A 26,152-nucleotide genomic window follows, 5' to 3' on the forward strand; every position below is an offset into this window, starting at 1 on the left:
GCGCCCGGACCCGGCCGGGCCGGCACCCACACCCGGCCGGTCCGAACGGAGCGGCTAGGCGCGGCGGTTGACCGCCGAGAGCAGGGACAGGGCCGAGGCGAGGCCGGCGGCGTCGCGTTCCGTCTCCGCCAGGCTGTACGTGATCTCGGCGAGCAGGACCGAGAGGCGGCCGTCGTTGACCCGGGACAGCGGCTCGGAGCCCTCCCACGTGGCGTCCCGTACGGCGTTCTCGGTGATGCAGCCGACGGGGTTGGAAGCGGTCAGCAGCCGGTTGGCGATGCTGCGTTCCAGGTCGGTGGGGACCCAGCTGCCGCTGTCGAGGTCCCGGGCGAGGTCGAGGGTGTGGCGGCGGAGCGTGGTGGGGGTCATGGGGTGTCCTGCTTCCTTGGGGTGTGTGCGCGGAACCCGCGTGACGGTCGGGTGAGTGCCCGGAGCGGAGCCCTGACGGGGGTCGGGGTCGGGAGGTCTTCGAGGACGAGGGAGTGGGCGCGGATCCGGGTGCCGGCGGCGATGGTGACGGGGCCGAGGACGGAGGCGCCGACGCCGATGTGGACGTCGTCGCCGATGACGGGGTGACGGCGTGCGCGGGGCCCGCCCGTGTGGGACCAGCCGCGCGAGCCGAGGGTCACGCCGTGGTACAGGGTCACGTCGTCGCCGACGCGGGCGGTTTCGCCGATGACCACTCCGAAGCCGTGGTCGATGAAGAGCCTGCGGCCGATCCGGGCGCCGGGGTGGATCTCCATGCCGGAGAGCAGCCGGCCGGCGAGCGTGAGCAGGCCGGGGGCCAGCCGGTACCCGCGTACGTGGAGGCGGTGCGCCACCCGGTGGAGGATCAGCCCGTACCAGGGAGCGTGCAGCAGGGCGTCGCGCCGGCGCGGGCGGGAGGGGTCGCGGGCGACGACCGTGTCGAGGTCCTCGCGGATGTGCCGCAGGAGGGAGTCGCGCCGGGGCTCGTCGCGGTCCGGAAACGTGGGGAGGGACCGGATGCCGCTCATGGCCGGGCCGCCGGGGTCTGCTGGGAGTCCAGCCGGTTGATGCGGTACATCGTGCGCTGGAACAGGTCCTGCGCGGTCAGCGTCGGGTAGCGCTCCGGTCCGCGGCCGCGGAGCGGGGAGAGGACCGTCCACGGGGTGGGGTGGCAGAACTGCACGATGGACAGCCGGCCGCCGTGCCGGCCCGGTGCGGCGACGACCCGGTGGACGGCGGCCCGGGCGAGGCCGCCGGTGAGCCGGTCCAGGACCATGCCGACGTTGAGCACGGCGTAGCCCTCGGGCACCTCGACCGGGGTCCAGGCGCCGTCGATCAGCACTTCGAGTCCGGCGGCGGTGGCCCGGGGCAGGGCGGTGATCAGGTCGAAGTCCTGGTGTTCCACCATCCACACGTGGTCGTCGGACGGGGCCTGATCCATGGGCGGGTACCAGGTGGCCCGGTTGACGACGGGGCCGTCCTCCAGCATCTCGTCGAAGTAGCCGGGGGCGGCGCCGAGCGCCCCGGCGATCCGGCGGACGACGTCGAGCTGGAACCGGGCCATCCCGGCGTGGAGTTCGCCGAGGACGGCGCCGATCCCGGGGACCAGGTCGTCGGGGAAGCGGGGCTGCGGGTAGCGCGCCGGGTAGCGCTCGCGCAGCGGGTGGGCGGCGGGAAGTGGGGCGCCCCAGTGGAACAGCTCCTTCCAGTCGGGGGCGCGGCCCTTCTCGCCGTGTTCGATCAGTGGCGGGAGGTACCCGGACTGCCCGTTGGAGCCGGGCACCCGGCAGCCGGCCTTGGCCTCCGCGGGCAGTTCGAAGAACGTGCCGAGCATTCCGTAGGCCTCGTCGAGCAGGGCGTCCGGCACCGTGTTGCGGACCAGGAAGAATCCGTCGCGCAGGGCGGCGCGGACGTGCTCGTCGTCGCCGCTGGTGCCGAGTGCGATCTCCTTGAGCATCGCCGGGCTCTCCTCTCTCCTCCCGCGCCGCTCAGACCGCGGCGAAGGACAGGGTCAGGTACTTGAGCCGGTGGCCCTCGTACACGAAGTGGCGGTCGATCTCCAGGCGGCCGGTGGAGCGGAAGCCGCCCGCCTCGTAGAGCTCGGTGACGAGCTCCTCGGTGAGCCACCAGTTCAGGCGCCCGTCCGCGAGCGGGTGCGGGGTGATCTCCCCGTCGGGGCTGAGGAAGACGCTCACCACCCACACGCCGCCCGGCCGTAGCATCTTGCGGCCGTGCTCCACCCAGGTGCCCCAGTCCTCGCGGCGCTGGTGGTGCAGGCAGCCGTTGTCGACGAGCAGGTCGAGGCCCTCGGCCTGGAAGGCGAGGAAGTCGCCCTGGTGGAAGCGCGTCGAGCCGTGCTGGACCTCGGGGGTGTCCCACACGTCGAGCAGGTCGAGGCCGGTGACCTCGGCCTCCAGCCATTCGGCGAGGGAGGCGGTCTGCAGGCCGCGACCGCAGCCGATGTCCAGGACCCGGGCCGGTCCGGAGCCCGGCTCGGGCTTGTCGGTGGGGGCGGCCGCGATCGTGAAGTGCGTGACGCGGTCGTTGGTGTTGTTGACCGACCAGCTGTCGCGGTTCTCCCTGTACCACCGCTTGAACGAGCCGCGGACGATCTCGCGGTACTCGCCGTAGCCGTGCTCCGCCGCTACGGCGTCCGTGGCGCGCCGGCCGGGCACGGGTTCGCGCCGGTCACCCTTCTGAATGTCACGCTTCTCAGCGTTGCCGTCCTGCGGCATGCTCCCACTCCTCGATTGTGCCGCGGCCTGCGACGACCGCGACTGCGTTGCGCCCTGACGGGCCTTGGTCGACTTCCGCCGAGGCGCTGAGCCAGGCGCCCGCGCCGCTGCCGGAGACGGAGATCCCGTGCTCCCGGCGCAGGTGGCGCATGGCCTGCAGAGCCTCTGGATAGGCGACGGTGGTGTAGCTGAAGAAGCCCTCCGGGAAGGCGGAGAGCAGGGGTTGGCGCAGGCCGTGGCCGAGGCCGCCCGTGCCGTTCATCCGGCGGGCGGCGTCGGGGGCGCGTTCGTCGCCGTACTCGGCTTCCGCCGGGAAGACGGCGAGGGCGCGGCAGTCCGGCCAGGCGCCGGCGACGGCCATCGCGGTGCCGGCCAGGCTGCCGCCGGTGCCGACGCCCGCGGCCAGGGCCACAGGTTCGACGCCGTAGCCGGACAGCTGGGCGATGATCTCCGCGCCCGTGTGCTCGCGGTGCAGGGCGGCGCTCTCGGCCGCGCAGTGCTGGAGCAGCAGCCGCCGGTCCTCGCGCTCGGCGACGCGGACGGCTTCGTCCATCGCGCCGAGGAAGCCGGCGCCCGCACGGCTCACGGTGACCCGGCAGCCCTGGCGGCGCAGGGAGGTCAGCAGTCGCTCGGAGGCCCCGTGGGGGACCACCAGGTGGAGGTCCAGGCCCAGTTGTCCGCACAGATCGGCGAGGGCGACGGCGAGGCTGCCGCCCGAGTACTCGGTCAGGCGTACGTCGGGGGTGCCGGCCGAGGCGACCGCCGCGCACAACAGGGCGTACGCGGTACGGGACTTGACGGAGCCGGAGGTGTTGGCGGCCTCCGTCTTGAGCCATACGCGGCCCCGTCCGGCCCGGCTGGGGACCGGTACCAGAGGGGTGTCCCCGATGCCGTGGCGTATCGAGGCGAGCGCGGGCAGCAGTCGGTGCGCCGCGGCTTCGAGGGGTGCGAAGGCCCTGTGGAGGTCGGCCAGGGCGGGGGCCCGGTCGGTCAGGGCCCGGCTGATGTCGGGGAAGCCGGGGGCGGCCGTGGGCGCCTCCCCGGTGAGCAGGGCGGCCGTCATGCGGGGCGCTCGCTGGTGGCCAGCCGGAAGCCGACGGGGTACAGCGGTCCGGGGAAGGCGCCGTGGCGGCGGCGGGTGCGGGTCAGGTCGCCGAAGCGGGAGAAGGATCCGCCGCGGGCGATCCGGTAGGTGCCCATCGTTTCCACCAGGTGGTCGGCGACGTAGGGGCCGTCCGGGTAGGGGGCGTAGTCGTCGGCGGTGAACTCCTCGACGTTGCCGCCCATGTCGTGGGCGCCGTACGGGGAGCGGCCGGCCGGGAAGGCGCCGACGGGGGTGGTGGTGTGCACGCCGGACTCGCGGGTGTTGGCCGCCTCCGGGTCGAAGCCGCCCGCCCAGGGGTAGGGCAGGCCGGCGGGGCCCTTGGCGGCGTGCTCCCACTCCGCCTCGGTCGGCAGGCGCCAGGGGTGTCCGGTGCGCTGCGTGAGCCAGGCGGCGTAGGCGTCGGCGTGCTCGGGGCGGATGCCGGCGACGGGGTGGTTGGCGCGGTCCCAGGGGTAGGCGCCCAGGTACCAGGTGGTGGGGCGCTCCTCCGGGCCGGTGTCGGCCAGGAAGGCGCGGTACTCGCCGTTGGTCACCGGGTAGGTGGCGATCCAGAAGTCGGCCAGGTCCACGGTGTGCTCGGGGCACTCCTTCAGGATCCAGGACTCCTCGACGCCCACGTGCGCCCAGGCGGCGGTGACGTAGCCGGTCTCGTTCGCCGGCAGGCCGATGCGGATGGTGCCGCCGGGCACGTGGGACGTGGCCGGGCCCGCTCCCGAGGTGGGGCAGGGGATGCGGGGGTCGCCGACGAGGCCGAGGACCGCGCCGGCGGCGAGGCGCTCGGAGAGCGGGAGGCCGGGGTCCTCCACGGCGCGGGCGAGCCGCTCGGCGCTGGTAGAGGTGCTCGTGGTGGTGGTGCCGGGCAGCCGGGCGGGGTGGAGCCGGGCCGGGTCGGCGAGGGCGCCGTGTTCCTTGAAGTGCGGGGAGCCGGCCAGGTCTTCGAGTGCGAGGGTCATGCCGCGGCCTCCTGGAGCAGGGCGAGGGTGTGTCCGCCGAGCTCGGCCTTGGCGGACAGGTAGCGGGCGTTCTCCGCGGTGACGTACACGCCGGTGGGGACGACCCGGGTGATCTCGATGCCGTGCGCGCGCAACTCCCGTACCTTGTCCGGGTTGTTCGTGAGCAGGCGGATCCGGGTCAGGCCGAGGGCGTGGAGCATCGCGGCGGCGGCCGCGTAGTCGCGTTCGTCGTCGCCGCGGCCGATCATGCGGTTCGCGGTGAAGGTGTCGTGGTCCTGCGACTGGAGGACGTAGGTGTCGAGCTTGTTGTAGAGGCCGATGCCGCGTCCTTCCTGGCGCAGGTACAGGACGGCGCCGCCGTGGCGGGCGATGTGGTGCAGGGCCTCGTCGAGCTGGGGGCCGCAGTCGCAGCGGGCCGAGCCGAGCACGTCGCCGGTCAGGCATTCGCTGTGCAGCCGCACCAGCGGCGCCTCGGCGTCCTGGGGTGCGGCGGCGGCCGGGACGACGATCGCGAAGTGCTCGCCGGGGTCGGGCAGGTGGTGGAAGGTGATGAGGCCGGCGCTGCGGTCGCCCACGCGCGCGAGGGTGACGGGTACGCGGGCCCGGACCGTCGCCGGGACGGCCTGCGGGTCCTGGGGCGCGTCCTGGGGCGGGGGCGGGGGCGTCATGCGGCCACCTGCTTCCGGTCCTCCGCGCTCAGCGCGATGTCGTCGATGTGGAGGGAGTGCTCGACGCGGGCGGTGCCTTCGGCGTCGGCGCCGACGATGACGATCCGGCCGTCCCAGCCGGCGACGGCGACGCGGCCGTCGGCGAGGTGGAGCATGCAGGACAGGCCCTGCGTGAAGTCGGCGAGGACGCGGCCGGAGGCGAGGGTGCCCGCCGAGTCCGCCCAGTCGACCTGCCAGGAGTAGAGGTTGAAGTCGTACGAGCCGGCGAGGACGGTCGGCCGTCGGGTGTCGCCCAGCAGGGCCACGCACTTGACGGACTCGTCGGAGCCCAGCAGGGTCTGCAGCGCTCCGGTGCGCCAGCCCCCGTCCGCGGTACGGGTGACCAGGCCGACCTTGACGGTGTGGTCGCGGGAGGCGCTGGCGACGGCGGAGCCGTGCGGGCCGTGGAGGCCGGCGACCGCGTTGACCAGGTTGCCGTGCTCCCACAGCCGGGTGCGCTCCCGCAGGGAGCCCGCCTCGATGGTGCGGTCGGTGGCGGCGGAGAGGAAACCGCCCTCCGGCAGCCGGGCCAGGGACTTCACCGATCCGCCGTGGGCCTCGATGCGCTCTTCGAGGGCGAGCGTGGCCGGGTCCAGGACGAGGAACTCGCCGTTGTAGGTACCGGCGACGAGGCGGCCCCCGTCGAGCGTGAGGGAGGGGATCGGCGCGCCGAGGCGCTCGCTGTACGCGCGGGTGGTGCCGTCGTAGCGGATGACCTGGCCGGAGTAGGTGCCGGCGTAGATCGTGTCGCCGTCGGTGGTGAGGGACAGGATCGGGCCGTCGGTCAGCGCGATCGCGGTGGCCCGTGACTGTGTTCCGTCCTCGATGCGCACGGCGAAGACGGTTCCGCAGTCGCCGCCGATGAGGAGCTCGTCGCCGCGGGCGGCCAGGGCGTTGGGGCCGTGGGTGGCGCGGTCGGGGCCGGACAGTTCCCCGGCGCTCGCCATGTCGTACAGGTGCGGGGCGTTGCGGAAGGAGCCGGCGGCGACCAGGCCCTGCGCGGCGGAGACGGAGCGCGGCCACACGCGGAGGTCCGCGACGGTGTGCAGCCGCTCGCCGGACCGGGCGAACCAGTGCAGCGAGCCGTCGTACGCGCCGACGACGAAGGCGGAGTCGTCCTCGGCCCAGTCGACGGCACGGGCGGCGGACGTGGACACCTCGACGGTCAGTACGAGGTCCAGCTCGCGGCTCAGCAGGTCGACCGAGCCGTCGTCTCGGGCCACGGCGAGGAGGTCGCCGGCCCGGGACCAGGCGCAGCCCTCGATGGAGGAGTCGTAGTGGCGCTTGCGCGGGACGAAGGATCCGGACGCGGGGTCGCTGACGGCGACCAGGCCGTCCTCGCCGACGGTGGCGGCGAGGCCTTCGGCGCTGACGGAGACCATCATGCAGTGCGCCTCGTGCGAGCCGACCTCGGTGAGGAACGTGCCGTCGAGGACGGACCAGAGGGTGGCGCGGCCGTCCTCGGAGACGCAGATCAGGCGCTCGCCGTCGGGCAGCCAGGCGACCGAGTTGATGTCGTCGGTGTGCCGGGCCAGGACGTTGACCAGGGTGGCCGGGCCTTCCAGGGGGACGCGCCAGATGCCGACCGTCTTGTCGGCCGAGGCCGTCGCGAGGAGGGTCGGGTCGGCCGGGTTCCAGGCCGAGGAGTTGACGAGCCGGCGGTGCCGGAGGGTCGCCGTCTCGGTGGGACGCGCGGGGTCACCCGTGTTCCAGACGATCACCGTTCCGTCGTAGGAGGAGGTGGCGAGGCGGGAACCGTCCGGACTGAAGGCCACGTGGGTGATCGGGGCCGAATGTCCGGTACCGGATTTCGGGATGGAGATGGTGCGCACGCTGTCTCAGTCCTTTTCTTCAGGTACCTGGGAGGGTCGCGGCCGGGATGTCAGTCCAGATTTCTGATCCGCAGATTAAGGGGGAGGCGGAGGGCTGGCAACGCGTTGTCGGACAGTATGGGAAGTCGCCGGAGTTGATGTATTCGGATTCTTTTGCTTGACATGTTTGCGCAGGTCAGCGTGGGTCTGGGTGGTGTTGGTGAGGGAATGGGGCGGGAACCGGACGGGAACGGAGCGGGAAGAGGTGATGGAGTGCCCGGCGGTATTCCGTGGGCGCTTGCCCCTGTATTGCATTCCCCTTGATGCTGCGAGGGAAGAAGAGGACTCAAGGGGCTGAGCACATGCATGTTGTTCTGCTGGGGACGTCGTACGTAAGAGGTTTTGACGTCGTCGCCGAGATGGCCGACGACGGAATCGAAGTCAGCTTCGTCACGGCGAGCCTCGACGCTCACCGTGTCGATCCCGCCTTCGAGCTCATCGGACGTGCCGCGCGGGTGGTGGAGGTACCGGACCTGGCGGACTGCCAGGACCTGACCGCCCGGCTGCGCGGTCTGCTCGGCCCCGCCCCCGTCGACGGAGTGATCTGCCGCGACGACAACCTGCACCACCGCGCGGCGCTGTTCGCGCGCGACCTGGGCCTGACCTACGAGTCGCCGGAGACGGCGCGGCTGCTCGGCGACAAGTCGGCCGTACGGGAACGGCTCGGGAAGGCCGGTATCGGCAGCCTGCGCTGGCGCCGGGTGGTCACCGAGGAGGAGGGCCTGGCCGCGGTCGACGAGATCGGGCTGCCGTGCGTGGTCAAGCCGACGGTCGGCCGCCACTCGGTGGGGGTCACCGTGGCCTGGACCCGGGAGCAGGCGGCCGGCGCGCTGGCCGGGCTGCTGGAGGTCCGGGACGGGCGGGCCGGAGCCCCGGACGGGCGGGCCGGCGAGGGGCCGGTCGGCGACGGGCCGGCCGCGCTCGTCGAGGAGTACGCCGTCGGGCGCCACGTCAGCGCCGAGCTGCTGGTCCAGGACGGGCGTACGGTCCTGCTCGGCTTCGCCGAACGCCTCGCGGCGGCGCCCGGGACGACGGCCGAGCTGGGCGGGCACTTCCCGGCCCGTTTCGAGGGCATGGGCGCGGCCCGGCGGTTCGTCCTGGACGCGGTCGAGGCGCTGGGGGTGCGCGCGAGCGCGCTCCACGTGGAGCTGCTGATCACGCCGACCGGCCCGGAGCTGATCGAGGTGAACGGCCGGATCGCCGGGTACGTGGTGACCCGGCAGATGTCGCTGGCACTGGGCCGGTCCATCACCCGGGACCTGGTCGCCATCGCCACCGGCAGGCCGGTCGAGGACGCGGCGCCGCCGGTGGCCACCGTGGCCCTGCAGGCGCTGTGGAGCCCGGCCGCGGGGATCGTGCGCGGAACGTTGCCGGCCCTCGCGGAGCTGCCCGCCGGGGTGATCGACTGCGCGGTGAGCGTCGGCCCGGGGGACCGGGTGCGGGCGCTGGCCACCAACCACGACCGGTACGGCTACCTGATGGTCCGCGGCGCCGACGCCGCGACGGCCGTCCGGGTCGCCGCGGAGGCGGCTGTTTTGGTACGGGAGTCGCTGTGCGTCGAGGCGGTGGCGCACGAGGGCGGTGGCGCGGAGCCGGAGCGCGCGGGCGGCGAGCACGTGGTGCTGCTGCTGAGCGGGGAGGACCCGGTCGAGCGGATCGTGACGGCGGCCGGGGCGGTGACCGCGCGCCTGACCGTGCTGCGGCGTGACGAGCTCACCTTCGACGAGGTCCGTGCGGAGTTCCTGGCGGCGCACGAACGCCACCCGGTGGCCGGAGTGCTGTCCTGGGCGGGCGCGTACGAGCGCGAGGCCCGGGAACTGCGCGCGCTGGCCGGGGCCGCCGTTGCTGCCGGGGCCGGGGCCGGGGCCGGGGCTGAGGGGCCTTCCCTCGCCGGGGCCGCCGGGACCGGTGCGGCCGGGATCGGCACGACCAGGACTGGTGCGGCGCGGGCTGGGGCCGGGTCCCGTGTGGCCAAGCCCGGTGCGGCCCGGACCGGTGGGGCTGGGGCCGGGGAGTCTGCCCCTGCGGGCGCGGCCGGGATCAGTGGGGCCGGGGCCGGTGCTGCCAGGGCCGGGGCCTCCGGTGCCGGGGAGCCCGCCCCCGTCGGCGTGGTTGGGATTCGTGTGGCTGGGGGTGAAGACGCGGCGTGTGGTGGGGAGTTGCTTGAGGAGGGGGGCTTTGTCAGTGATCCCGTGCACACGGTGCTGGTCGTTGTCGGTGGTGGGCGGGTGGAGGCGCTCGCCGTGATCGACGAGACCGGCGATCAGGCCCTCGACGAGGGCGGGAGCGAGCGGCGGCTGGTTGCCGGGCCGGTGCCCGCGCGGCTGCGCGGGGCCGCCGAAGCGGCCGTGCGGGCCGCCGGGGTCGAGGGGGGCGCCCGGGTCGTGTTCGGGGCGGGGGCCGCGCGGCCCCTGGTACTGCCCGGCTTCGACCGGCAGGTCCTCGACCTCTACGACGCCGCCCACCGGCGGAGCCTGGCGACGGCGCTCACCGAGGGCGCCCTGGGCCGGCCCGTGGGCGCGGCCCTGCCCGACGCCGGACGGGTCGCCATCCAGCGCCGCGTCCTCTCGGAGCCCGGCCGCTTCCGCATCGTGGCCGCGACCGGGGCCGAAGAGCTGTACGACGTACCCGAGTTGGCGCGCGTCCGGACCCCGCTCGACCGTGCGCGCATCCACGCCGGACCGGTCGTGCGCCTGGAGTACACCGTGGCGGGGCCCGGCACCGTCCACGCCGAGCGGGCGGCCGCCAGGATCGAGCGCTCGCTGGTGTGGAAGACCGAACGGGCCGACCGCACGCACGTCCTGGTGCTGGACCGGATCGGCCCCAGGGTGTGGACCCGCGACGACGGCACGCCGCTGCTGGACCCGGACCGCTTCCGGGTCAGCGTCCTGAGCTCGGCCGTCGGCGGCACCACCGCCGGCGCGGGCGATTTCGTCGCGCGGACCGACGTGTTCGACCGGGGTTCCGTACGGGTCCTCGCGGGCGCGGTGAACGCCCTGCACCCGGTGGACCGGGTCGCGACCGTCTCCGAGCGGCTGCTGGAACCGGCCGCCGAACTGCGCACCCTGTTCGGGACGGCCGGCAGCGACCCGGCCGCGGCCCGCAGGTTCGTGGACAAGGCGGTGATGAAGCGCATCGCCCGCCGGGCCGGGATCCGTACCGCCGAAGGGCATCTCGTCCACACCCCCGAGGACGTCACCGACCTCTTCGACCGGCACGGCAAGGTCGTGGTCAAGCCGCGCGACGGATCCGGCTCCCACGGGGTGTCGGTACTCACGGACGCCGCGCAGGTCGAGCGGTGGGTGCGCGAGGAGTTCAGCCCCGGCACGCACCTGTGCGAGGGCTTCGTCGACGGGGACATGTGCCACATCGACGCGGTCGTCCACGACGGCGACGTGATCTGGGACGCGTCCCGCTACGAGACCGACACCCTCTGCGTCTCGCGCCGGGAACCGCTGTCCTCCATCACGGTCGCCGACCCCGCCGTCCGCGCGGCCGCCCGTGAACTGCTGGGCCAGGTCATCGACGCCTGGCACGTCCGCACCGGGGTACTGCACCTGGAGGCGTTCGTGGACGGGTCCGGGGCGTTCACCTTCTGCGAGGTGGCCGGACGTCCGGGTGGCGCGGGCACCGGCGGGGCGTTCCTGGCCACCACCGGCATCGACCTCGCCCACGCCAAGATCCTCAGCGACGTGGGCCTGGACCCGAGGACCGGCCGCCGCGAGCCGGTGGCCGCGCACGCGGGCTGGACGGTGCACTTCACGGACGGCGGCGTACTGCTGGACTTCGACGACTCGGCGGTGGCGCAGGACGCGTACCTCCGCTCCGTTCCCTACCGGCCCGGGGACGTGGTCCCCTCGCAGCAGTTCTCGGGAACCGGCGCCAGCACGCACGTCTTCGCGCACGATTCGCACGCCGAGGTCGAGCGGCTGGTCGCCCGTGCCGAGCGCGAGGTGCGCCTGGTGATCGGGCCGCCGCCCGGATCCGCGGGGGACGTCCGGTGATCCTCGGCATCCTCGGCAGCGCCGACCGGGACTCGGTCTCGCGCCGGGTCCTGGAGCTGGCCGCCACCCGGATCAGGGCGGCCGGGACGGCCTACGAACTCATCGATCTGAGCGTCGAGTTCACCCAGCAGCACCGGATCGACGACTACGAGGACCCGCCGCCGGGCAGCCAGACGGCCCGGCTCCGGGCACGGATCGCCGGGTCGAGCGGCGCCGTCATGGCGACACCGGTCTACCACGGCTCGTACAGCGGGCTGCTCAAGAACGCCCTGGACCACCTCACCGGCAAGGCGCTGGCCGACCGGCCCGTGGGGCTGATCGCCGCGGGCGGCGGTCCGCGCGGCGCGGGGACGGCCTGCGACCAGATGCGGTCGGTGGTCCGGGCGCTCGGTGGCTGGGCCGTCCCCACCCACATCGCCTCCACCGGAGGGGACTTCACGCCGGGGGCGCCGCTGGAGGGGCTGCACGAGCGGATGGACGACCTGGTCGCCGAACTGCTCTCGTTCCGCCCCCCTCGCCGGCTTCCGCCGTCCCCGCCGTCCCCGGCGCCCCTGGCGCCCCCGGTGCTCGTCACCGCCGCCGGGGCCGTGCGGGCGCCGAGGCCGCCCGCGGGCGAGCCGCCGGCCCTCCTCCTCTGCTGACACCGCCTCGCCCCGCGACCGGAAGCCCTCACCAGAAGCCCGCCACCAGACGCCCGCCACCAGACGCCCGCCACCAGACGCCCGCCATCAGAAAGGACGCGCCATGACCTCCCGCACCGCCCGCCCGTCCGCCGAGGCCACCGACCAGCCGCCGCACCTGCTGCTGATCTCCGGTATCGGCGGCCACGCGCCCGCCAAGGCGCTCGACTCCCTCTCCCGCCTCAGCCCGGCGGTCTCCGTCGTCCACATCTCGGCCTGGGGCGACCCGGAGCCGGTGCGCGCCGACTGGGCCGCGCGCGGACTGGACGGGGAGTTCCTGACCGCGGCCGACCTCGACGGGGCCGTCACCGCCGGCCTCGCCCTGCACGCGCGGCACGCGCTGTCGGGCGTCGTCACGTACTCGGAGCTGCTGCTGCGCCCGCAGGCCGAACTCGCCGAGCGCCTGGGGCTGCCGGGGAACTCCCCGGAGGCGGTGGCCGTCGCCCAGTCCAAGTCCCGGCAGCGGCGGGTCTTCGCCGAACACGGGGTGCCCTCACCGCGGTTCGCGGAGGTGCGCGGGGAGGAGGACCTGGCCGGGGCGGCCCGGCGGATCGGCCTCCCCGCCGTCCTCAAGCCCTCGCTCGGCGCGGGCAGTCAGAGCGTGCGGCTGGTCCGTACGGACGAGGAGCTGCTCGCGGCCTACCGCGAGGGCCGGGCCACGGTGTCGGCGTTCCTGCAGAGCGAGGACGTCTTCCTGCTGGAGGAGCGGCTGGAGCTGGAGACCGACGGGGACACCGGCTGGGCGGCGTACTGCAGTGTGGAATCGCTGCTCGCCGCCGGGGAACGCCACCACCTGGCCGTCTCCGACCGGATGGCGCTGCGCCACGGCTACGCCGAGGAGGGCGCGTCGCTGCCGTCGCGGCTCGACGCCGCCACCCAGGCGGCCGCCGTCGACTGCGCGGACCGGGCGATCGCCGCGATCGGGCTGACCACCGGGGCCGTGCACACGGAGATCGCGCTGACCCCGCAGGGGCCGCGCGTGATCGAGGTCAACGCCCGGGCGGGCGGGCCGATGCCGGTCCTGTTCGAGGTCGCCGCGGGCTACGACTACGCCGCCCAGATCGGCCGCAGCGCGCTGGGGCTCGCCCCGGACGCCGAGCCGGAGTTCAGCCGGGCGGCGCTGCTGCGGATGGTGCCGATCCCGGAGGGCGCATGGCGGGTGGCCGCGCAGACCCCGACGCAGGAGCTGCTGGCGGCCTTCCCCGAGCTGGTCTACGTCGCACCGCGGTTCGGGCCGGGTCGGGAGGTGAGCCGCAACCGGACCCTGCACCTGGCGACCTTCATGCTCGGCGCGCCGACGCCGGACCTGGCCCGGGAAGGGGCCCACCGGATCGAGCGGGCCCTCGGCATCGAACTGGTCGAAGCCGACGCGTCGTCGGCCGCCGTGCAGGCCGTGGTGCAGGCCGTGGCGCAGACCACCGTGCAGGCCGCCGCCTGAGTCGCCCGGCCGGCGCAATCCCTCTCACCCATGACGTTGGGATCGCTCATGAAGAAACGCTTCTACGCCACCGGGCTCGCCGACGCGGTCGGGCTCGGCATGTACCTCTCCCTGTCCGTCCTCTTCTTCGACAAGGCCGTCCACCTGCCCAATGCCCAGATCGGGCTGGTCCTCGGTGTCGCCGGCATCACCTCGCTGCTCGGCGCCATGCCCATCGCGCGGGCCGCCGAGCGCTTCGGCACCCGCACGATGCTGACCGTCCTCTACCTGGTGCGGGCCGGAGCCTTCCTGGCGCTGGCCGCGTCCACCACGTTCGTCGCCGCGCTGCTCGCCTCGGCCGTGGCCGGGCTGCTGAGCCGGGGCATCAGCCCGCTCATCGAGTCGGGACTGATCGCCCGGGCCGGCAACGAGGAGGCGGTCGGGGCCCTCGCCCGGCTCCGATCGCTGCGCAACGCGGGCATGGCCGCGGGCGCGCTGCCCTCCGGGGCGGCCATCGCGATCGGCGAGGCCTGGGCCTACCGGGCGGTGATGGTGCTCTCCGCCGTCCTGTTCATCGGGTGCGCCGTGGCCTGCCGCACCTTCGGCGACAGCGGGCACCCCGCGCAGGGCGGGATCTCGCGCACCAGCGTCCTGCGCGACCGGGCCTTCCTGCGGATTACCGCCCTGTACGGGGCCCTGACCATGTCGGCGCTCGTCCTCGGACTCGGCGTCCCGCTCTGGGTGGTGCAGGAGACCCAGGCCCCCGCCTGGACGGTCACCCTCGTCCAGGTCCTCAACACCGCCCTCGTCGTCGTCCTGCAGGTCCGCGTCAGCAAGGGCTCCGAGGAGTTCGGGACCGCCCGCAGGATGATGCGGCGCGGCGGGATCCTGGCCGCACTGGCCGCGGTCGTCGTACCGCTGACGGCGTTCGGCGGCGCGACCGCGGACCTGGCCCTGGTGGTCGCGGCCGCCCTGCTGTTCACCCTCGCGGAGCTGTACGTCATCGCCGGCACCACCGGCGCCGCGCTCCTGCACATCCCCGAGGGCCGCAAGCCGGCCTACCTCGCCGCCTTCAACCTCGGGTTCGCCGTCGCCACCGTCGTCGGACCCCCGCTCATCACCGCCTCCGTCGGCTGGGCCGGCTGGGGCTGGTTGGGCTGGGGCCTCTACTTCACCGCCGTCGGGCTGGTCGCCATGCGCGTACCGGCTCCCGCGCCGGCTGCCGGCAAGGCGCCGCACGCCGTCGGGGCCGCCGCGTGAGAAGGGGCGCGGCAGCGATGGAGAGGGCGCCGAACACTCCCCTCTGCGCGGCGTACCGGCACCCTCGCACGACACGTCTCAGCGCTGCCGCTGCTGCGGCCGGCCCGCGGACGGACTGCCGGGCGAACCCGCCGCCCGAGTGCGGGATGCGGCGTGGTCGGCGCCGGTCGCGACGGTGTGGGCGGCCGAAGCGAGAGTGAGGTGACGGTGCCAGCCCTGGAAGGAGCGGCCGGCGAAGTCGCGCAGTCCGGCCTGCTCACCCGTGGAGGCGATGTCGAAGGCGACCCGGTGGGAGAGCTTGGCCATCCGCATCAGCCCGTCGAGCGAGGTGGTGGTGAGATCCGTGAGCCAGAACTCGCTCGGCGGGCCCGCAGGGTTGGTCCACTCGCCCATCAGCAGCCACTGCTGCGGTCCGGAGGCCGACCGGCGGGCCTGCGGCACCTCGACGCGGATGCCCGCGACGAGGCTGCTGCGGACGACCGGCACGCCACCGGCGCCGTCGAGCCACTCGACGGGCCGGCGCAGTGCGCGGATGTGCTGGAGCATGTCGGAGACCGGGATGGGGCCGGCTCCGTAACCGGGCATGGCGGTGTCGCCCACCCGCAGCTGGTCCATGGGCCGCAGCCGGGCGATGACGGGAACGCCGGCGGCGTGGAAGCGGCTCAGCACGGCGCTGCTGACGAAGTCCCGGGAGGGCATGACCACCGGGCGGCGCTCGACGTTCCACTCGAGCGCGTCCAGGGCCACCCCGGCGGCGCACTCGCCCGGCGACCGCTCCTCCACCCAGTCCGGAATGTTGGCCAGGCGGCGCTTCTCCTCGTCCTGGAGCCAGGAGGAGGAGAGGGACAGGGTCCAGTTCACGGGGGCGCTCATCGCCTCCGAGGCCATCCACAGCCCGAACGAGTGCTGACCGTGGACGGAGTACCCGAGCTCGGGGACGAAGCGCCGGTCGATGCCCACCGACCGCTCGCCGGCCTTCTGGATCGGCATGGACTGGACGACCCAGGCCTTGGGCCGGACCATGCGCTCCACGTGGCGGGCCAGGGCCGCGCGCATCGGGTCCCAGTCCCAGGTGGACTCGGTGATGAAGTGGTGCAGTGACTGCTCGGTGCCCGCGCCGCCGACGACTCCCGCCAGATTGCGGATGGACTTGCGCCCCTCGGCGTACAGCAGGCCGCGCAGGTACTGCTCGCCGCGGGTGCGCTGGTCGCTGCGGCGCAGCGACGCGAAGAGCGCCGGGCCCAGCTCCGCGAGCAGGGCCTCCCGCATCCGGACCCGCTGCTCCGCCATGGTGGTGGCCGAGCCCGCGGCCGGCGGGGAGGTCGGTCGTGCCGGTTGTGCCGTGGGGGGTGTGGCGGGCGGCGTCTGGTAGGCGCTGTGTGCGGCGGCCGGCCGAGTACCGGCGTGTTGTGCCGAACGGCGAACGGTCCTGTGTCCGCCGCCGAGTCCGAAAGTTTTCATCTCTGCTCCCCGTGTCCGAGTCAGGGAGTCACTCTCGGAGTTGGCGTTCCCGCCTCGTTCCCGATCCGCTACCGGAGGGCTGATAGCTTCCAAAGGATCTGGGAATATTGGTCTCTACCAGGGATAATGCGAGGGACCGGGGGTGGAGGGGTATGTCAAATCAGTCGCAGAGCCATATTCGGTTCAACGTCCTGGGACCGCTGGAAGGCTGGTCGGGAGAGGCGAAAATTCGCCTTGGTGGACAAATCCATGAGCGGGTTCTTGCCACGCTCTTGCTCGAACCGGGGAATGTTGTCCCTGTTGCCCGTCTTGTCGAGGCGGTATGGGACGAAGAACCGCCGGTAACCGCTTCACATCAGGTACGCAAGGCCGTTGCGGACCTTCGCCGCCGGATACCGGATGGCGGAAAAGCGATCATCACGGACGGTCCCGGATACCGCTCGGCGGTGACCGGCAGTCAGCTTGACCTGCACGAATTCCTGGCGCATACGCAGGAAGCCCGGCAGGCCGCCGCCGGGGGGCGCGCCCGGGAAGCGGCCGAGAGCCTGCGCGCCGCCCTGGCCGTGTGGCGCGGTCCGGTGCTGTCCGGGGCCGGCGGCTCGGTGGTGCAGGCGGCGGCCGCGGTGCTGGAGGAGCGTCGGCTGGGCGCTGCCGAGCAGCTCTGCGAACTGCGCCTGGCGCTGGGGGAGGCCGGGGAGGTCGTCGGCGACCTGCGGACCCTCATCGCACAGCACCCGCTGCGCGAGACGCTGCGCGGACAGCTGATGCTGGCGCTGTACCGCTCGGGTCGGCAGGCCGATGCCCTGGCCGAGTACGCGCAGGTCCGCGAGCTGCTCGTCGAGGAACTCGGCATCGACCCGAGCCCGCAGCTGACCAAGATGTACGAGAACATCCTGCGCGCCTCCCCGGAACTGACCGGCCCGGAGGCCGCGGCCGCGCCGGTGATGCTCGCCCGGCCGGCGGCCGGGCCCGGGCCCGAGGCCGCGGAAGCGGATGCGGATGCGGACGCCGAGGGGGCCGGTCGGCCGCCCTGGGGGGCCGACTCGCGCGGCGCGCCCTGCACCCTTCCGCCGAACCTGCCCGACTTCACGGGGCGCGAACGCGAGCTGGCCGAAGTGCTGGAGGCCTGTGGTCACGAGGCGGGGGAGGGGCCCAGTGTCGTCGCGATCGACGGCATGGGCGGCGCGGGCAAGACCTCGCTGGCGGTGCGCGTGGCGCACCAGCTGGCGGAGCAGTACCCGGACGGCCGGCTCTACATCGACCTGCGCGGATTCACGCCGGGCGAGGAGCCGGTGGGTCCCGGCGCCACCATCAGCGGGCTGCTGCGCGTCCTCGGCGTGCCCGCCGACAGCATCCCGGACGACGAGCAGGGCCGGATCGGCCTGTGGCGGGCCACCCTGACGGGCCGGCGCCTGCTGCTCCTGCTCGACAACGCCTTCGACGCCGGGCAGGTGCTGCCCCTGCTGCCGCCCTCGTCGGAGTCCCTGGTGCTGGTCACCGGCCGGGCCCGGCTGCTCGACCTCGACGGGGCCCAGTGGATCTCGCTCGGCGTGATGTCCCCCGAGGAGAGCCGCGCGATGCTCACCGAGGTGCTGGGTGACGACCGCGCCTGCCGGGAGCCCGAGGCGTCGACCGAACTCGCGCAGCTCTGCGGCCACTTGCCGCTGGCCCTGCGCCTGGCGGTGGCCCGCCTGCGCAACCGTCCCCGGTGGACCGTCCGTTACCTGGTCGAACGGCTGGAGGACGAGACGCGCCGGCTCGACGAGCTCAGCGCGGGCGAGCGCAGTGTGGCGGCGACCCTGAGCCTGTCCTACCGGGCGATGGCGGAGGAACTGCGTACGGCTTTCGTCCTGCTGGGGCTGCACCCGGGCGCGGTGATCGACGTCTACTCGGCGGCCGCACTGCTGGAGACCGGGGTCCGTGACGCGGAGGACATGCTGGAGGACCTCCTCGACATGCACCTGCTCGTACAGAACGAGCCGGGGCTGTACGCCTTCCACGACCTGGTGCGGACGTATGCGCTGTCGCTGGGGGACGGAAAGCGGGGCGAGGCCGGCCGCGAGGCCGCCGGACGGCTGCTCGGGTACTACGCGGAGGCGACCGAGGCCGCGTGCGAGCTCCTGTTCCCCACCCGACGCAAGATGAATCTCGCGGGCTCGGGGCCGGGGTCCGATTGTGCGCTGCCGTCGATGCGACACGAGGACCGGACCCTGGAGTGGTTCGACAGGGAGGTCTCGGGCATCCAGACCCTGCTGGTGCAGGTCGCAGACGAGGGATCGCCCCAACAGGTGTTCGTCCTGGCCAGGAACGCTGCCTTCCATCTCAATCTCCGTGGTCGGTTCGCCGAGTTCGAAGCGGTGTCCCGGGCCGGTCTGACGGCGTCACGGCGCATGGGCGACTCCCAGCTCATCTCCCGGACCCTCAACAACCTGGGGGTCGCCCGCTGGAAGCTCGGCCGCTTCACCGAGGCCGTGGAGGCGGGGGAGGAGGCGCTCGACTGGTCAAGGAAGTCCGGCGACGCGGGAGACGAGGCGGTCAGCCTGGGGCTGCTCGGCCTCCTCCACTACGGGCTGGGGAACCTGTCCAACGCGTACGACCACACGATGCAGGCCCTGCGGGGTCTCCGGCGGGGCAGCGCCAAGATGCCACAGCAGCTGACGGAGGACTGGAACAACGTCAGCACGGTGTGCTTGGCGCTCGGCCGCCACGACGAGGCGGCCGATGCCGCTCGACAGGTGATCGAGATCTGCCGGTCCTCCCCCTCCTTGGAGTTGGAGGCCACCGCATGGACGAATCTGGCTCTGGCGCAGTGCGGCAAAGGCGAGTTGGAGGAGGCGCGATCCAGTCTCTCTCAGGCGCTCTCCTTGGGAAGCGCCTGCCCGGCTTGGGCTCTTGTCCTGGTCTTCGCGGTCTCCTCGGACGTGTGCGATCGGCTCGGTGACACTCGGCGCGCGCAGGAACACGAGGACACGGCACTGGAACTGATCACCCCGACGACCTCGCCACAGCGCCGCTCCCGCGTGGACAACGTTCTGGCGCTCAAGTACAGCCGCAGTGGACGGCACGAGGAGGCCTTGCGCCTGCACGAGCGGGCGTTCTCGTACGCCGAGGGCGCGGGGTACCGGGTGGAGATGGCCCACGCCCTGGACGGGATGGCAACTGCCGCCGAGCAGCTCGGCAGGCCGGCCGCGGCCGAGTACCGGGAGCGGGCCGACACGCTCTTCAAGGCCATGGGAGTGCCGCCCGGCGCCCGCCGGTGACACCTGCGCCGCGCACGAAGATGCGGGAACGAAAACAGTGGTGCCCCGTCCGAAGCCGGACGGGGCACCACTGTCATGTGTGGCAGACGGGCTACGGGGCCGGGGAAGGGGAGGGGGCGGGGGTCGGAGAGTTCGGGCCCTTGACCTCGGCCAGGACGACGCGCCCCGTGCCGGTCCCGTCGGCCTGGTTGCCCTGCTCGACCGAGACACCCAGACCGAGGGCGAGAGCAACCGCGAAGATACCGACCAGACCAGCGAGCTTGCCGCGCATTTCGTTCCCCTTGTGTTTGTTCAAGTTCCGTGCCGCTTTCGACAAACAGAGATTCGCAAGGGGCGTTCCCGTACGGTTCCCGCGCAGTTACCTAAGGCGACCGTAATGAGGGAACGGGGTCGTGGACGCGGGGGCACATTGATTTCGCTCGGTGGCATTGGCTGGAATTGTGTGGCTGGAATTCGATCAATTGCCGGTCAGGAAAGGGAAAGGCGCAATTCCGCTTCCAGTCGGCTCAGGTCCCGCGCATGCCCGTGCGCCGCGATGTGTCCGTCCGGCCGGATCAGGTAATAACCCGCCGCCCGGCACCCCGCCTGAGCGGCGGCGTCCCGGCGGCGCAGGGTCACCCGGCGCAGCAGCGGCCACTTCGCCACCACGTGCCCGAGCTCCTCCTCCCACTCCCGGTTGCCGTCGGACACGACCGCGAGGTGCCAGCCGTGCGGGTCCGCAGTGGTCCCCGAGATGCCGTACGCGAGTGCCAGGCGCCGCGGGAAAACCGCGCCGACCTCCAGCGCGCCGGGCAGGGCCCGCCGGACGCGGCAGCCGGTCCAGCCCGAGGGCTGCTGACTGTCGCGGGTCGCCGGGTACGACAGCCGGCGGCCGGCCATGACCGGGGCGTAGAACTCCGAGACGATCCCGGTCCGGTCCAGCAGCCGGAACGCCGCGTCGCGGGCCGCCACCGTCGCCTTGGCCTTCGCCACCCACGCCCTGGTCTGCAGGTCGGTGTCGCGCACGATCTGCCGGGTGACCTCCGACCGCTCGGTGCCGTAGGAGGCGAGCAGCGAGGAGGGGGACTCGCCCCGGATCACCGCGGCGAGCTTCCAGGCGAGGTTGTGCGCGTCCTGGAGGCCGTTGTTCATGCCCTGGCCGCCGGCCGGGCTGTGGACGTGGGCGGCGTCGCCGGCCAGGAAGACCCGGCCGCGCTGGAACTCGCTCGCGCGCCGGGCATGTACCCGGAACACCGCCTTCCAGACCGCTTCCTCGATCCGCACCCCGCGCGGTCCGCGCTCGTCGATGATCGACTGCATCATCGTGGCGTCGACCTCGCCGTTGCCCTGCGGCATCACCGACAGGAACCGGAAGATCCCGCCCGGGATGGGCACGATCACCAGCGCGCCGTTCGCCGACTGGTAGAAGTGGCACTCGTCCGGCGGCAGGTACCCCTCGATGCGGGCATCGACCAGGGCGAAGGCCATCTCGTACGTGGAACCCTCGAAGCCGATGCCGAGCTGGCCGCGGACCGCACTGCCCGCGCCGTCGGCGCCGACGACGAACGGCACCCGCACCCGCTCCAGGCCCTCGGGCGTCTCCAGTACGGCCGTCACGCCGTCGGTGGACTCGATCCGGCCGGAGTAGTCCACCCCGTCCAGCGCCAGCAGCCGGACACCGCGCTCGATCTTCCCGCCGAGCTCGAGCAGCCGCTCGGTCAGCAGCCGCTCGGTGACGTGCTGCGGAAGGGTGCGGCACGCCAGGTCGTCCGAGAACCCGAAGGAGGCCAGCGGGCGCCGCTCGGAGAAGTAGCTCAGCGTGTTGATCCGTACGGACTCCTCGCCGACGACCTCGCCCAGCCCGGTGTCCTCGAGGATGTCGAGGGCGCGGGGCCAGACGGACAGCGCCTTGGGGGTCAGCATGGGTTCGGTGGCGCGGTCGATCACCCGGACCCGGATGCCGCGCCGCAGCAGCTCGACGGCGGTCAGCAGGCCCGTGGGGCCCGCCCCGACGACCAGCACGTCCAGGTCGGACGGCCGGGCGGCGGAGGCCGCCTCGCTCTCTCTCGTGGTCCGGATCTCGCCGGTGATCAGGTCAGCCATGGCCTCTGGGACTCTCTCAGTCGGTACGGACGCCGGTGGTGGTGGAGTTCTCCGGCTCGGCGGGCAGCCGGTCGAGGCTGATGCCGAAGTGGGTCTTGTAGGCGGCGATGACGTCCGCGTCATCGGCCAGGACGGTCTTGGAGCGCTGCTCGCCGTCCACGACGTTCAGGTGACGGCCCTTCAGGGTCACCAGGCCGTTCTCGGTGCGGATCGAGCAGAACAGGGCCTGCAGGAAGGAGGAGTCGGGGGCGGTGCGGTACCACCACAGCGACGGCCCGTAGTCCTCGATGCGGACCGGGGTCTCGACGACCTGGTAGAGCGGCCGGCCGCCCAGCCAGAGGTCCACGGTGCCGGCCTGGCCCTCGACGTCCTTGAGCTGGAACTCGCCGTGCGGGTCGCTCTGCACCTCGCGGCTGGTGAAGTCCAGCGGGAAGCGGCTGTTGCGGCCGAAGCCGGTGTCGACGAGGTAGATCTCCTCGCCGATGGTCACCTTCAGCGCGAGGTGGCCGAGGAAGGGACCGAGGCCCTCCGGGCGGTGCACGCGGCCCGGCAGGATCTCCACGTCGTAGCCGAGGGCCTCCAGGACGAAGCCGAGGGCGGGGTTGACCTCGTAGCAGCCGCCGCCGCGGTGCTCGCGGGCGATCTTGTCCACGGACCGCTTGTCCATGTGGATCTCGCGGCCCTCGAGGTGGTAGTCGAGGTTCTCGAACGGCACGGACAGCACGGCGCGCTCGGTCAGGTGCCGCAGCCCGGCGGCGTCCGGCCGAGCGGGACGGCTCGCGCCGATCCGGGTCAGGTAGGCGTCGACCGTGGCGTCGTCGATCACGGTTGCGTCCAGCATGGGATCTCCTTGAGGGGTGTCGTCCCTGGGTCCAGGGGGAGAGGGGGAGCGGGGCCTACCAGCGGATGAGTGACAGGCCGAGGGCCATGCCGCCGCCGAAGCCGGCGAGCAGGACCAGGTCGCCGGCGTTCAGCCGGCCGGAGCGTGCCGCGCGGTCGAGGGTGATCGGCACGGAGGCCGCCCCGGTGTTGCCGAATTCCTCGTACGTCGTCCACGTACGGTCCGCGTCCACTCCCAATTCCGCGGAGAGGGATTCCAGCATCCGGCCGTTGGCCTGGTGCGGAACGAAATGCGCGAGGTCCGCCGGGGTGAGGTCGTGCTCCGCGAGGAATTCACGGATGGCGGGCGGAACGTGAGCGGTCACGAAATCCCGTACGCCGCGGCCGTTCATGGTGAAGTACTGAAGTCCCTCGGCGAGGGTTTCGGCGGTGGCCGGAATACGGCTCCCGCCGCCGGGGACCTCGATGAGGTGCCGGTCGGAGGCGTGACTGGCGAGGCGGTTGGCGAGGACGCCGCGGTCCTCCCCGGTCGAAGGGCCGATGACGACCGCGCCCGCGCCGTCACCGAACAGGATCGTGGTGCGCCGGTCCTCGGGGTTGAGGATGCGGGAGTAGACGTCGGCTCCGATGACCAGGGCGTAGCCCCCGGCGGCGGTGGCCGCCAGCATGCTCTGCGCCGTGGTCAGGGCGAACAGGAAGCCCGTGCACACGCCGTTGACGTCGAAGGCGGCGGTGCCGTGGTCCGCGCCGAGCTCGGCGGCGACCACCGACGCGGTCGGCGGCTGCGGTTGGTCGGGGGTGGACGTCGCCACCACGATCAGGGACAACTGCGCGGCGCGGATGCCTGCGCTCTCCAGCGCCGCGCGCCCCGCGATCACCGCGAGATCAGACGTCGCCTCATCGGGCTTCGCCCAACGGCGATTGCGTATGCCGGTCTTGCCGAAGATCCATTCGTGATCGACTCCGGCCGGAGCGCCGACTTCGTCGTTGGAGACGACGTGAGACGGTACGTAAGAGCCCGTGCCCAGCACGCCCACCGAAACAGCATTCCGAACACCGTGAATTCCCGTCGTGATCATTTCGTTCGGCTCCTCAACAGCGTGAAACTTATGGTTCCGTCCCGGGGAAATACCGACAACGGCGGCCGCGGGACCTTGTCAGGTAATGCGGGGCGCGGGGCGGTCCGGGCCGGCCGTCCCGGGACGGGGCTGTGGAAGGTGCGGACCGCCCCGCGGCCGCCGGCGTCAGGCGGCGAGCATCCGCGCCGTCAGCGAGGCGAGGAGGTCCCCGGTGATGCGGGGGCCGCCGAGCGTCAGCACCGACTCCGCGTGGAACTGCATCGAGGCGAAGTGCGGGCCGCGCAGCGCGTGCACCTCGCCGCTGCGCGGGTCGCGGCTGATGTCCACGAGGCCGATGCCGGGGATGATGGCCGAGTCCACCGAGGAGCGGGCGGCGAAGGTGTTGTAGAAGCCCACCCGTTCCGGCCGGCCGAAGAAGTCGATCTCCCTCTGCACGCCCTGGTTCGGTTCGTCGCGGCGCACCAGCTCGAAGCCGAGGGTGGTGGAGAGCACCTGGTGGCTCAGGCAGACCGCCAGGAACGGTCTGCGCTCGTCCAGCAGGGTCCGTACGGCCGTGCGCAGGTGGTCGATCTTGGGATGGGCGCTGTCGCGGGGATCGCCGGGGCCGGGGCCCATCACGATCAGGTCGTACCCGTCGAAGGAGTACGCCTGGTCGAACCGGCGGACCGTCACGTCCAGCCCGAGGGAGACCAGTTGGCGGGCGATCATCGCGGTGAAGGTGTCCTCCGCGTCCACCACCAGCACGCGCCGTCCGGCCAGTGCCGGATCCACGGCCAGGCGGTCCTGCTCCTCCTTGAGCCAGTAGTCGGCGATCGTCCGGTTGCGCCCCTCCAGGGCCGCCCGGACCTCGGGGTGGGACGCGAACCGGGTCCGGCCGCCCCCCGATTCCAGCGCCGAGAGCACCCCGGCCGCCTTCGCCTTGGTCTCGGCCACCTCCGACCAGGGGTCGGAGTGCCGTACGAGGGTGGCCCCGACGCCGATCCGGACCTCGCCGGCGGCGCCGATGTCGGCCGTGCGGATCAGGATGGACGAGTCCAGCGCGTGGCCGCCCCGCTCGTCGCGCCCGATCAGCGCCAGCACTCCGCTGTAGTAACCGCGGCCCTGGGGCTCGTACTTGGCGATGACCGTGGCCGCGCTCTCCAGGGGGCTGCCGGTGACGGTCGGCGCGAACAGCGTCTCGCGCAGGATCTCCTCCGGGGAGTGCCCGCTGCGGCCCTCGATGAAGTACTCGGTGTGGGCGAGGCGGGCCATCTCCTTGAGGTACGGACCGTCCACCCGGGCGCCGCCCTCGCAGATCCGGGCCATCATCTTCAGTTCCTCGTCCACCACCATGTACAGCTCGTCGACCTCCTTGGTGTCGGCGAGGAAGTCCATGACCTCGGGAAGCGAGGGCCCGGCCGCCGGATAGCGGTAGGTGCCGCTGATCGGGTTCATGACCGCGGTGCCGTCGCGCAGGCTGACGTGCCGCTCGGGGCTGGCGCCCACGAGCGTGCGCTCGCCGGTGTGCACGACGAAGGTCCAGTACGCGCCCGACTCCCGCTCCAGCAGCCGCCGGAAGAGGGTCAGCGCGTGGTCGGTGGAGTACGAGCGGATGGCGGTGTTCCAGGAGCGCTTGATGACGAAGTTGGCGCCCTTGCCCTCGCCGATCTCCTCCGAGATCACCCGGCGCACGGTGTCGGCGTACTCCTCGTCGGAGATGTCGAACGCTCCGCCGTCCAGCTCGATCGGCAGGTCGGGGATCCGCGACAGCGCCTCGACCAGCGAGACGCGCTCCTGGTCGGTGACGGTCATCGCGACCAGCGGGGTGTCCTCCTCGGGCGCGGCGAAGCCCCGCTCGGCGATCTGCCGGTACGGGACGAGCGCGAGCACCTCGTGGCGGGCGCCGCTGCCGGGCGCGGAAGGCGTGGCGGTGGCGCCGGGGGCGCGCAGCTCCGCCAGGGTCGCCGCGGTGGCGGTCTCGCCGACGATGACGTCGAGGATGCCGGGACCGGAGGCCTCCGGGCGGTAGAGGAGGGCGAACGGGGGCGGGTTGGGGCCGAGGACGCGGGCCAGCAGCGGCGAACTCATCCGGCGATCTCCTTCGCGGTGGTGACGACCGCGCAGCGCTTGGCCGCGTACTCGACGGCCAGCCGGTGGTCCTGCTCGCTGAAGTCGCCGATCGCGTCCGCGACGAGGAAGGTCTGGATGTCGTGGCTGAACGACTCGATGGCCGTGGTCAGGACGCCGACGTGGGCGTACACGCCGCAGATGACCAGCTGGTCGCGGCCCGCGGCGCGCATCCGCTCCAGCAGGTCGGTGTTGAAGAAGGCGCTGTAGCGCCACTTGGTGCAGACCCAGTCCCCGTCAACGGGGGCGAGGGCGGGGACCACCTCCCGGTCCTCGGGGGTCGTACGCATCCCCGGGCCCCAGATGTCGGCCAGCAGGCCGCGCTGCTCCGGCGTCATGCCGCCGGGCTGGGCGGTGTAGGCGACGGGGGCGCCGGCCGCCTTGAAGTGCTCGCGCAGCAGTACGGCGTTGCCGGTCAGCTCCTCGCGGAGCCCCTCGGGGAACGGCGCGAGGAAGTACCGCTGCATGTCGTGGACGAGCAGGACGGCCCGGTCCGCGTCGAACGACCACTGCGGTACGGACGGGGGGAGTTCTCCCGAGGTGGGGAGGGGATAGGGCTCGATGGTCGGTATGCCGGCCATGAATGTTCCTCTCGGATTCTCGTTCCTCGAAGGGGCGGCGTGGC

At 73.0% G+C, this 26,152-nt stretch carries 20 protein-coding genes; 5 read left to right on the forward strand and 15 right to left on the reverse strand.

Annotated elements, in window-relative coordinates; all coding sequences use genetic code 11:
- Nucleotides 1–54: 54 nt before the first annotated feature.
- The 8 genes from OG625_RS21955 to OG625_RS21990 are packed head-to-tail and all read right to left on the reverse strand — an operon-like array spanning nucleotide 55 to nucleotide 7,299.
- Nucleotides 55–369, reverse strand: a complete 315-nt coding sequence (locus OG625_RS21955) for a hypothetical protein (protein WP_329383744.1) — start codon at nucleotides 367–369, stop codon at nucleotides 55–57.
- Nucleotides 366–995 (reverse strand): serine O-acetyltransferase, encoded by a 630-nt coding sequence (locus OG625_RS21960; RefSeq protein WP_329383747.1) that lies wholly within the window; start codon nucleotides 993–995, stop codon nucleotides 366–368. The genes OG625_RS21955 and OG625_RS21960 overlap by 4 nt, the downstream gene beginning before the upstream one ends.
- Nucleotides 992–1,924 (reverse strand): isopenicillin N synthase family dioxygenase, encoded by a 933-nt coding sequence (locus tag OG625_RS21965; protein ID WP_329383750.1) that lies wholly within the window; start codon nucleotides 1,922–1,924, stop codon nucleotides 992–994. The genes OG625_RS21960 and OG625_RS21965 overlap by 4 nt, the downstream gene beginning before the upstream one ends.
- 31 nt (nucleotides 1,925–1,955) lie before the next feature.
- On the reverse strand, nucleotides 1,956–2,702 hold the full coding sequence (locus tag OG625_RS21970; protein WP_329383752.1) for a class I SAM-dependent methyltransferase: 747 nt from the start codon (nucleotides 2,700–2,702) through the stop codon (nucleotides 1,956–1,958).
- The gene (locus OG625_RS21975; protein WP_329383755.1) at nucleotides 2,680–3,765 is read right to left on the reverse strand and encodes a pyridoxal-phosphate dependent enzyme; all 1,086 of its coding nucleotides are present in this window, start codon (nucleotides 3,763–3,765) and stop codon (nucleotides 2,680–2,682) included. Before OG625_RS21975 ends, OG625_RS21970 begins: the two co-directional genes overlap by 23 nt.
- A complete protein-coding gene (locus OG625_RS21980; protein ID WP_329383758.1) occupies nucleotides 3,762–4,760 on the reverse strand; it encodes a formylglycine-generating enzyme family protein in 999 nt (332 codons plus the stop codon). The genes OG625_RS21975 and OG625_RS21980 overlap by 4 nt, the downstream gene beginning before the upstream one ends.
- Nucleotides 4,757–5,428 (reverse strand): GTP cyclohydrolase II RibA, encoded by a 672-nt coding sequence (gene ribA, locus OG625_RS21985; RefSeq protein ID WP_329383762.1) that lies wholly within the window; start codon nucleotides 5,426–5,428, stop codon nucleotides 4,757–4,759. Before ribA ends, OG625_RS21980 begins: the two co-directional genes overlap by 4 nt.
- On the reverse strand, nucleotides 5,425–7,299 hold the full coding sequence (locus tag OG625_RS21990) for a WD40 repeat domain-containing protein (protein WP_329383765.1): 1,875 nt from the start codon (nucleotides 7,297–7,299) through the stop codon (nucleotides 5,425–5,427). The genes ribA and OG625_RS21990 overlap by 4 nt, the downstream gene beginning before the upstream one ends.
- Nucleotides 7,300–7,640: 341 nt before the next feature.
- Here OG625_RS21990 and OG625_RS21995 point away from each other — a divergent pair, with 341 nt between their 5' ends.
- The 4 genes from OG625_RS21995 (at nucleotide 7,641) to OG625_RS22010 (ending at nucleotide 14,699) form a co-directional block, all read left to right on the forward strand.
- Nucleotides 7,641–11,342: an ATP-grasp domain-containing protein gene (locus OG625_RS21995; protein ID WP_329383768.1), complete on the forward strand. Its 3,702-nt coding sequence runs from the start codon at nucleotides 7,641–7,643 to the stop codon at nucleotides 11,340–11,342.
- On the forward strand, nucleotides 11,339–11,983 hold the full coding sequence (locus tag OG625_RS22000; RefSeq protein ID WP_329383771.1) for an NADPH-dependent FMN reductase: 645 nt from the start codon (nucleotides 11,339–11,341) through the stop codon (nucleotides 11,981–11,983). Before OG625_RS21995 ends, OG625_RS22000 begins: the two co-directional genes overlap by 4 nt.
- 103 nt (nucleotides 11,984–12,086) lie before the next feature.
- Entirely contained in the window at nucleotides 12,087–13,460 is a 1,374-nt protein-coding gene (locus tag OG625_RS22005) for an ATP-grasp domain-containing protein (RefSeq protein WP_329383774.1), read from the forward strand.
- Nucleotides 13,461–13,508: 48 nt separating this feature from the next.
- Nucleotides 13,509–14,699, forward strand: a complete 1,191-nt coding sequence (locus OG625_RS22010; RefSeq protein ID WP_329383777.1) for an MFS transporter — start codon at nucleotides 13,509–13,511, stop codon at nucleotides 14,697–14,699.
- Nucleotides 14,700–14,777: 78 nt separating this feature from the next.
- Here the strand turns inward: OG625_RS22010 and OG625_RS22015 are convergent, their stop codons facing one another.
- Nucleotides 14,778–15,956, reverse strand: a complete 1,179-nt coding sequence (locus OG625_RS22015) for an IS701 family transposase (protein WP_443067897.1) — start codon at nucleotides 15,954–15,956, stop codon at nucleotides 14,778–14,780.
- A gap of 356 nt (nucleotides 15,957–16,312) precedes the next feature.
- Here OG625_RS22015 and OG625_RS22020 point away from each other — a divergent pair, with 356 nt between their 5' ends.
- Nucleotides 16,313–19,420 carry an AfsR/SARP family transcriptional regulator gene (locus tag OG625_RS22020; protein WP_329383783.1) on the forward strand — a complete coding sequence of 1,036 codons (3,108 nt, stop codon included), beginning with the start codon at nucleotides 16,313–16,315 and terminating at the stop codon, nucleotides 19,418–19,420.
- A gap of 91 nt (nucleotides 19,421–19,511) precedes the next feature.
- Here the strand turns inward: OG625_RS22020 and OG625_RS22025 are convergent, their stop codons facing one another.
- The 6 genes from OG625_RS22025 to OG625_RS22050 form a co-directional block, all read right to left on the reverse strand.
- A complete protein-coding gene (locus OG625_RS22025; protein ID WP_329383786.1) occupies nucleotides 19,512–19,691 on the reverse strand; it encodes a hypothetical protein in 180 nt (59 codons plus the stop codon).
- 197 nt (nucleotides 19,692–19,888) lie between these two features.
- Nucleotides 19,889–21,502 carry an FAD-dependent monooxygenase gene (locus OG625_RS22030; RefSeq protein ID WP_329383789.1) on the reverse strand — a complete coding sequence of 538 codons (1,614 nt, stop codon included), beginning with the start codon at nucleotides 21,500–21,502 and terminating at the stop codon, nucleotides 19,889–19,891.
- A 16-nt stretch (nucleotides 21,503–21,518) separates the two neighbouring features.
- Complete coding sequence (locus tag OG625_RS22035) at nucleotides 21,519–22,343, reverse strand: arylamine N-acetyltransferase family protein (RefSeq protein WP_329383792.1); 825 nt, start codon at nucleotides 22,341–22,343, stop codon at nucleotides 21,519–21,521.
- A gap of 55 nt (nucleotides 22,344–22,398) precedes the next feature.
- Nucleotides 22,399–23,421, reverse strand: coding sequence for a 3-oxoacyl-ACP synthase III family protein (locus OG625_RS22040; RefSeq protein WP_329383795.1), 1,023 nt, complete (start codon nucleotides 23,419–23,421; stop codon nucleotides 22,399–22,401).
- Nucleotides 23,422–23,586: 165 nt separating this feature from the next.
- Nucleotides 23,587–25,488, reverse strand: coding sequence for an anthranilate synthase family protein (locus OG625_RS22045; RefSeq protein WP_329383797.1), 1,902 nt, complete (start codon nucleotides 25,486–25,488; stop codon nucleotides 23,587–23,589).
- Nucleotides 25,485–26,108, reverse strand: coding sequence for an isochorismatase family protein (locus tag OG625_RS22050; protein WP_329383800.1), 624 nt, complete (start codon nucleotides 26,106–26,108; stop codon nucleotides 25,485–25,487). Before OG625_RS22050 ends, OG625_RS22045 begins: the two co-directional genes overlap by 4 nt.
- Between the last annotated feature and the right edge of the window lie 44 nt (nucleotides 26,109–26,152).

The sequence above is a fragment of the Streptomyces sp. NBC_01351 genome, assembly GCF_036237315.1.
Lineage (GTDB): Bacteria > Actinomycetota > Actinomycetes > Streptomycetales > Streptomycetaceae > Streptomyces.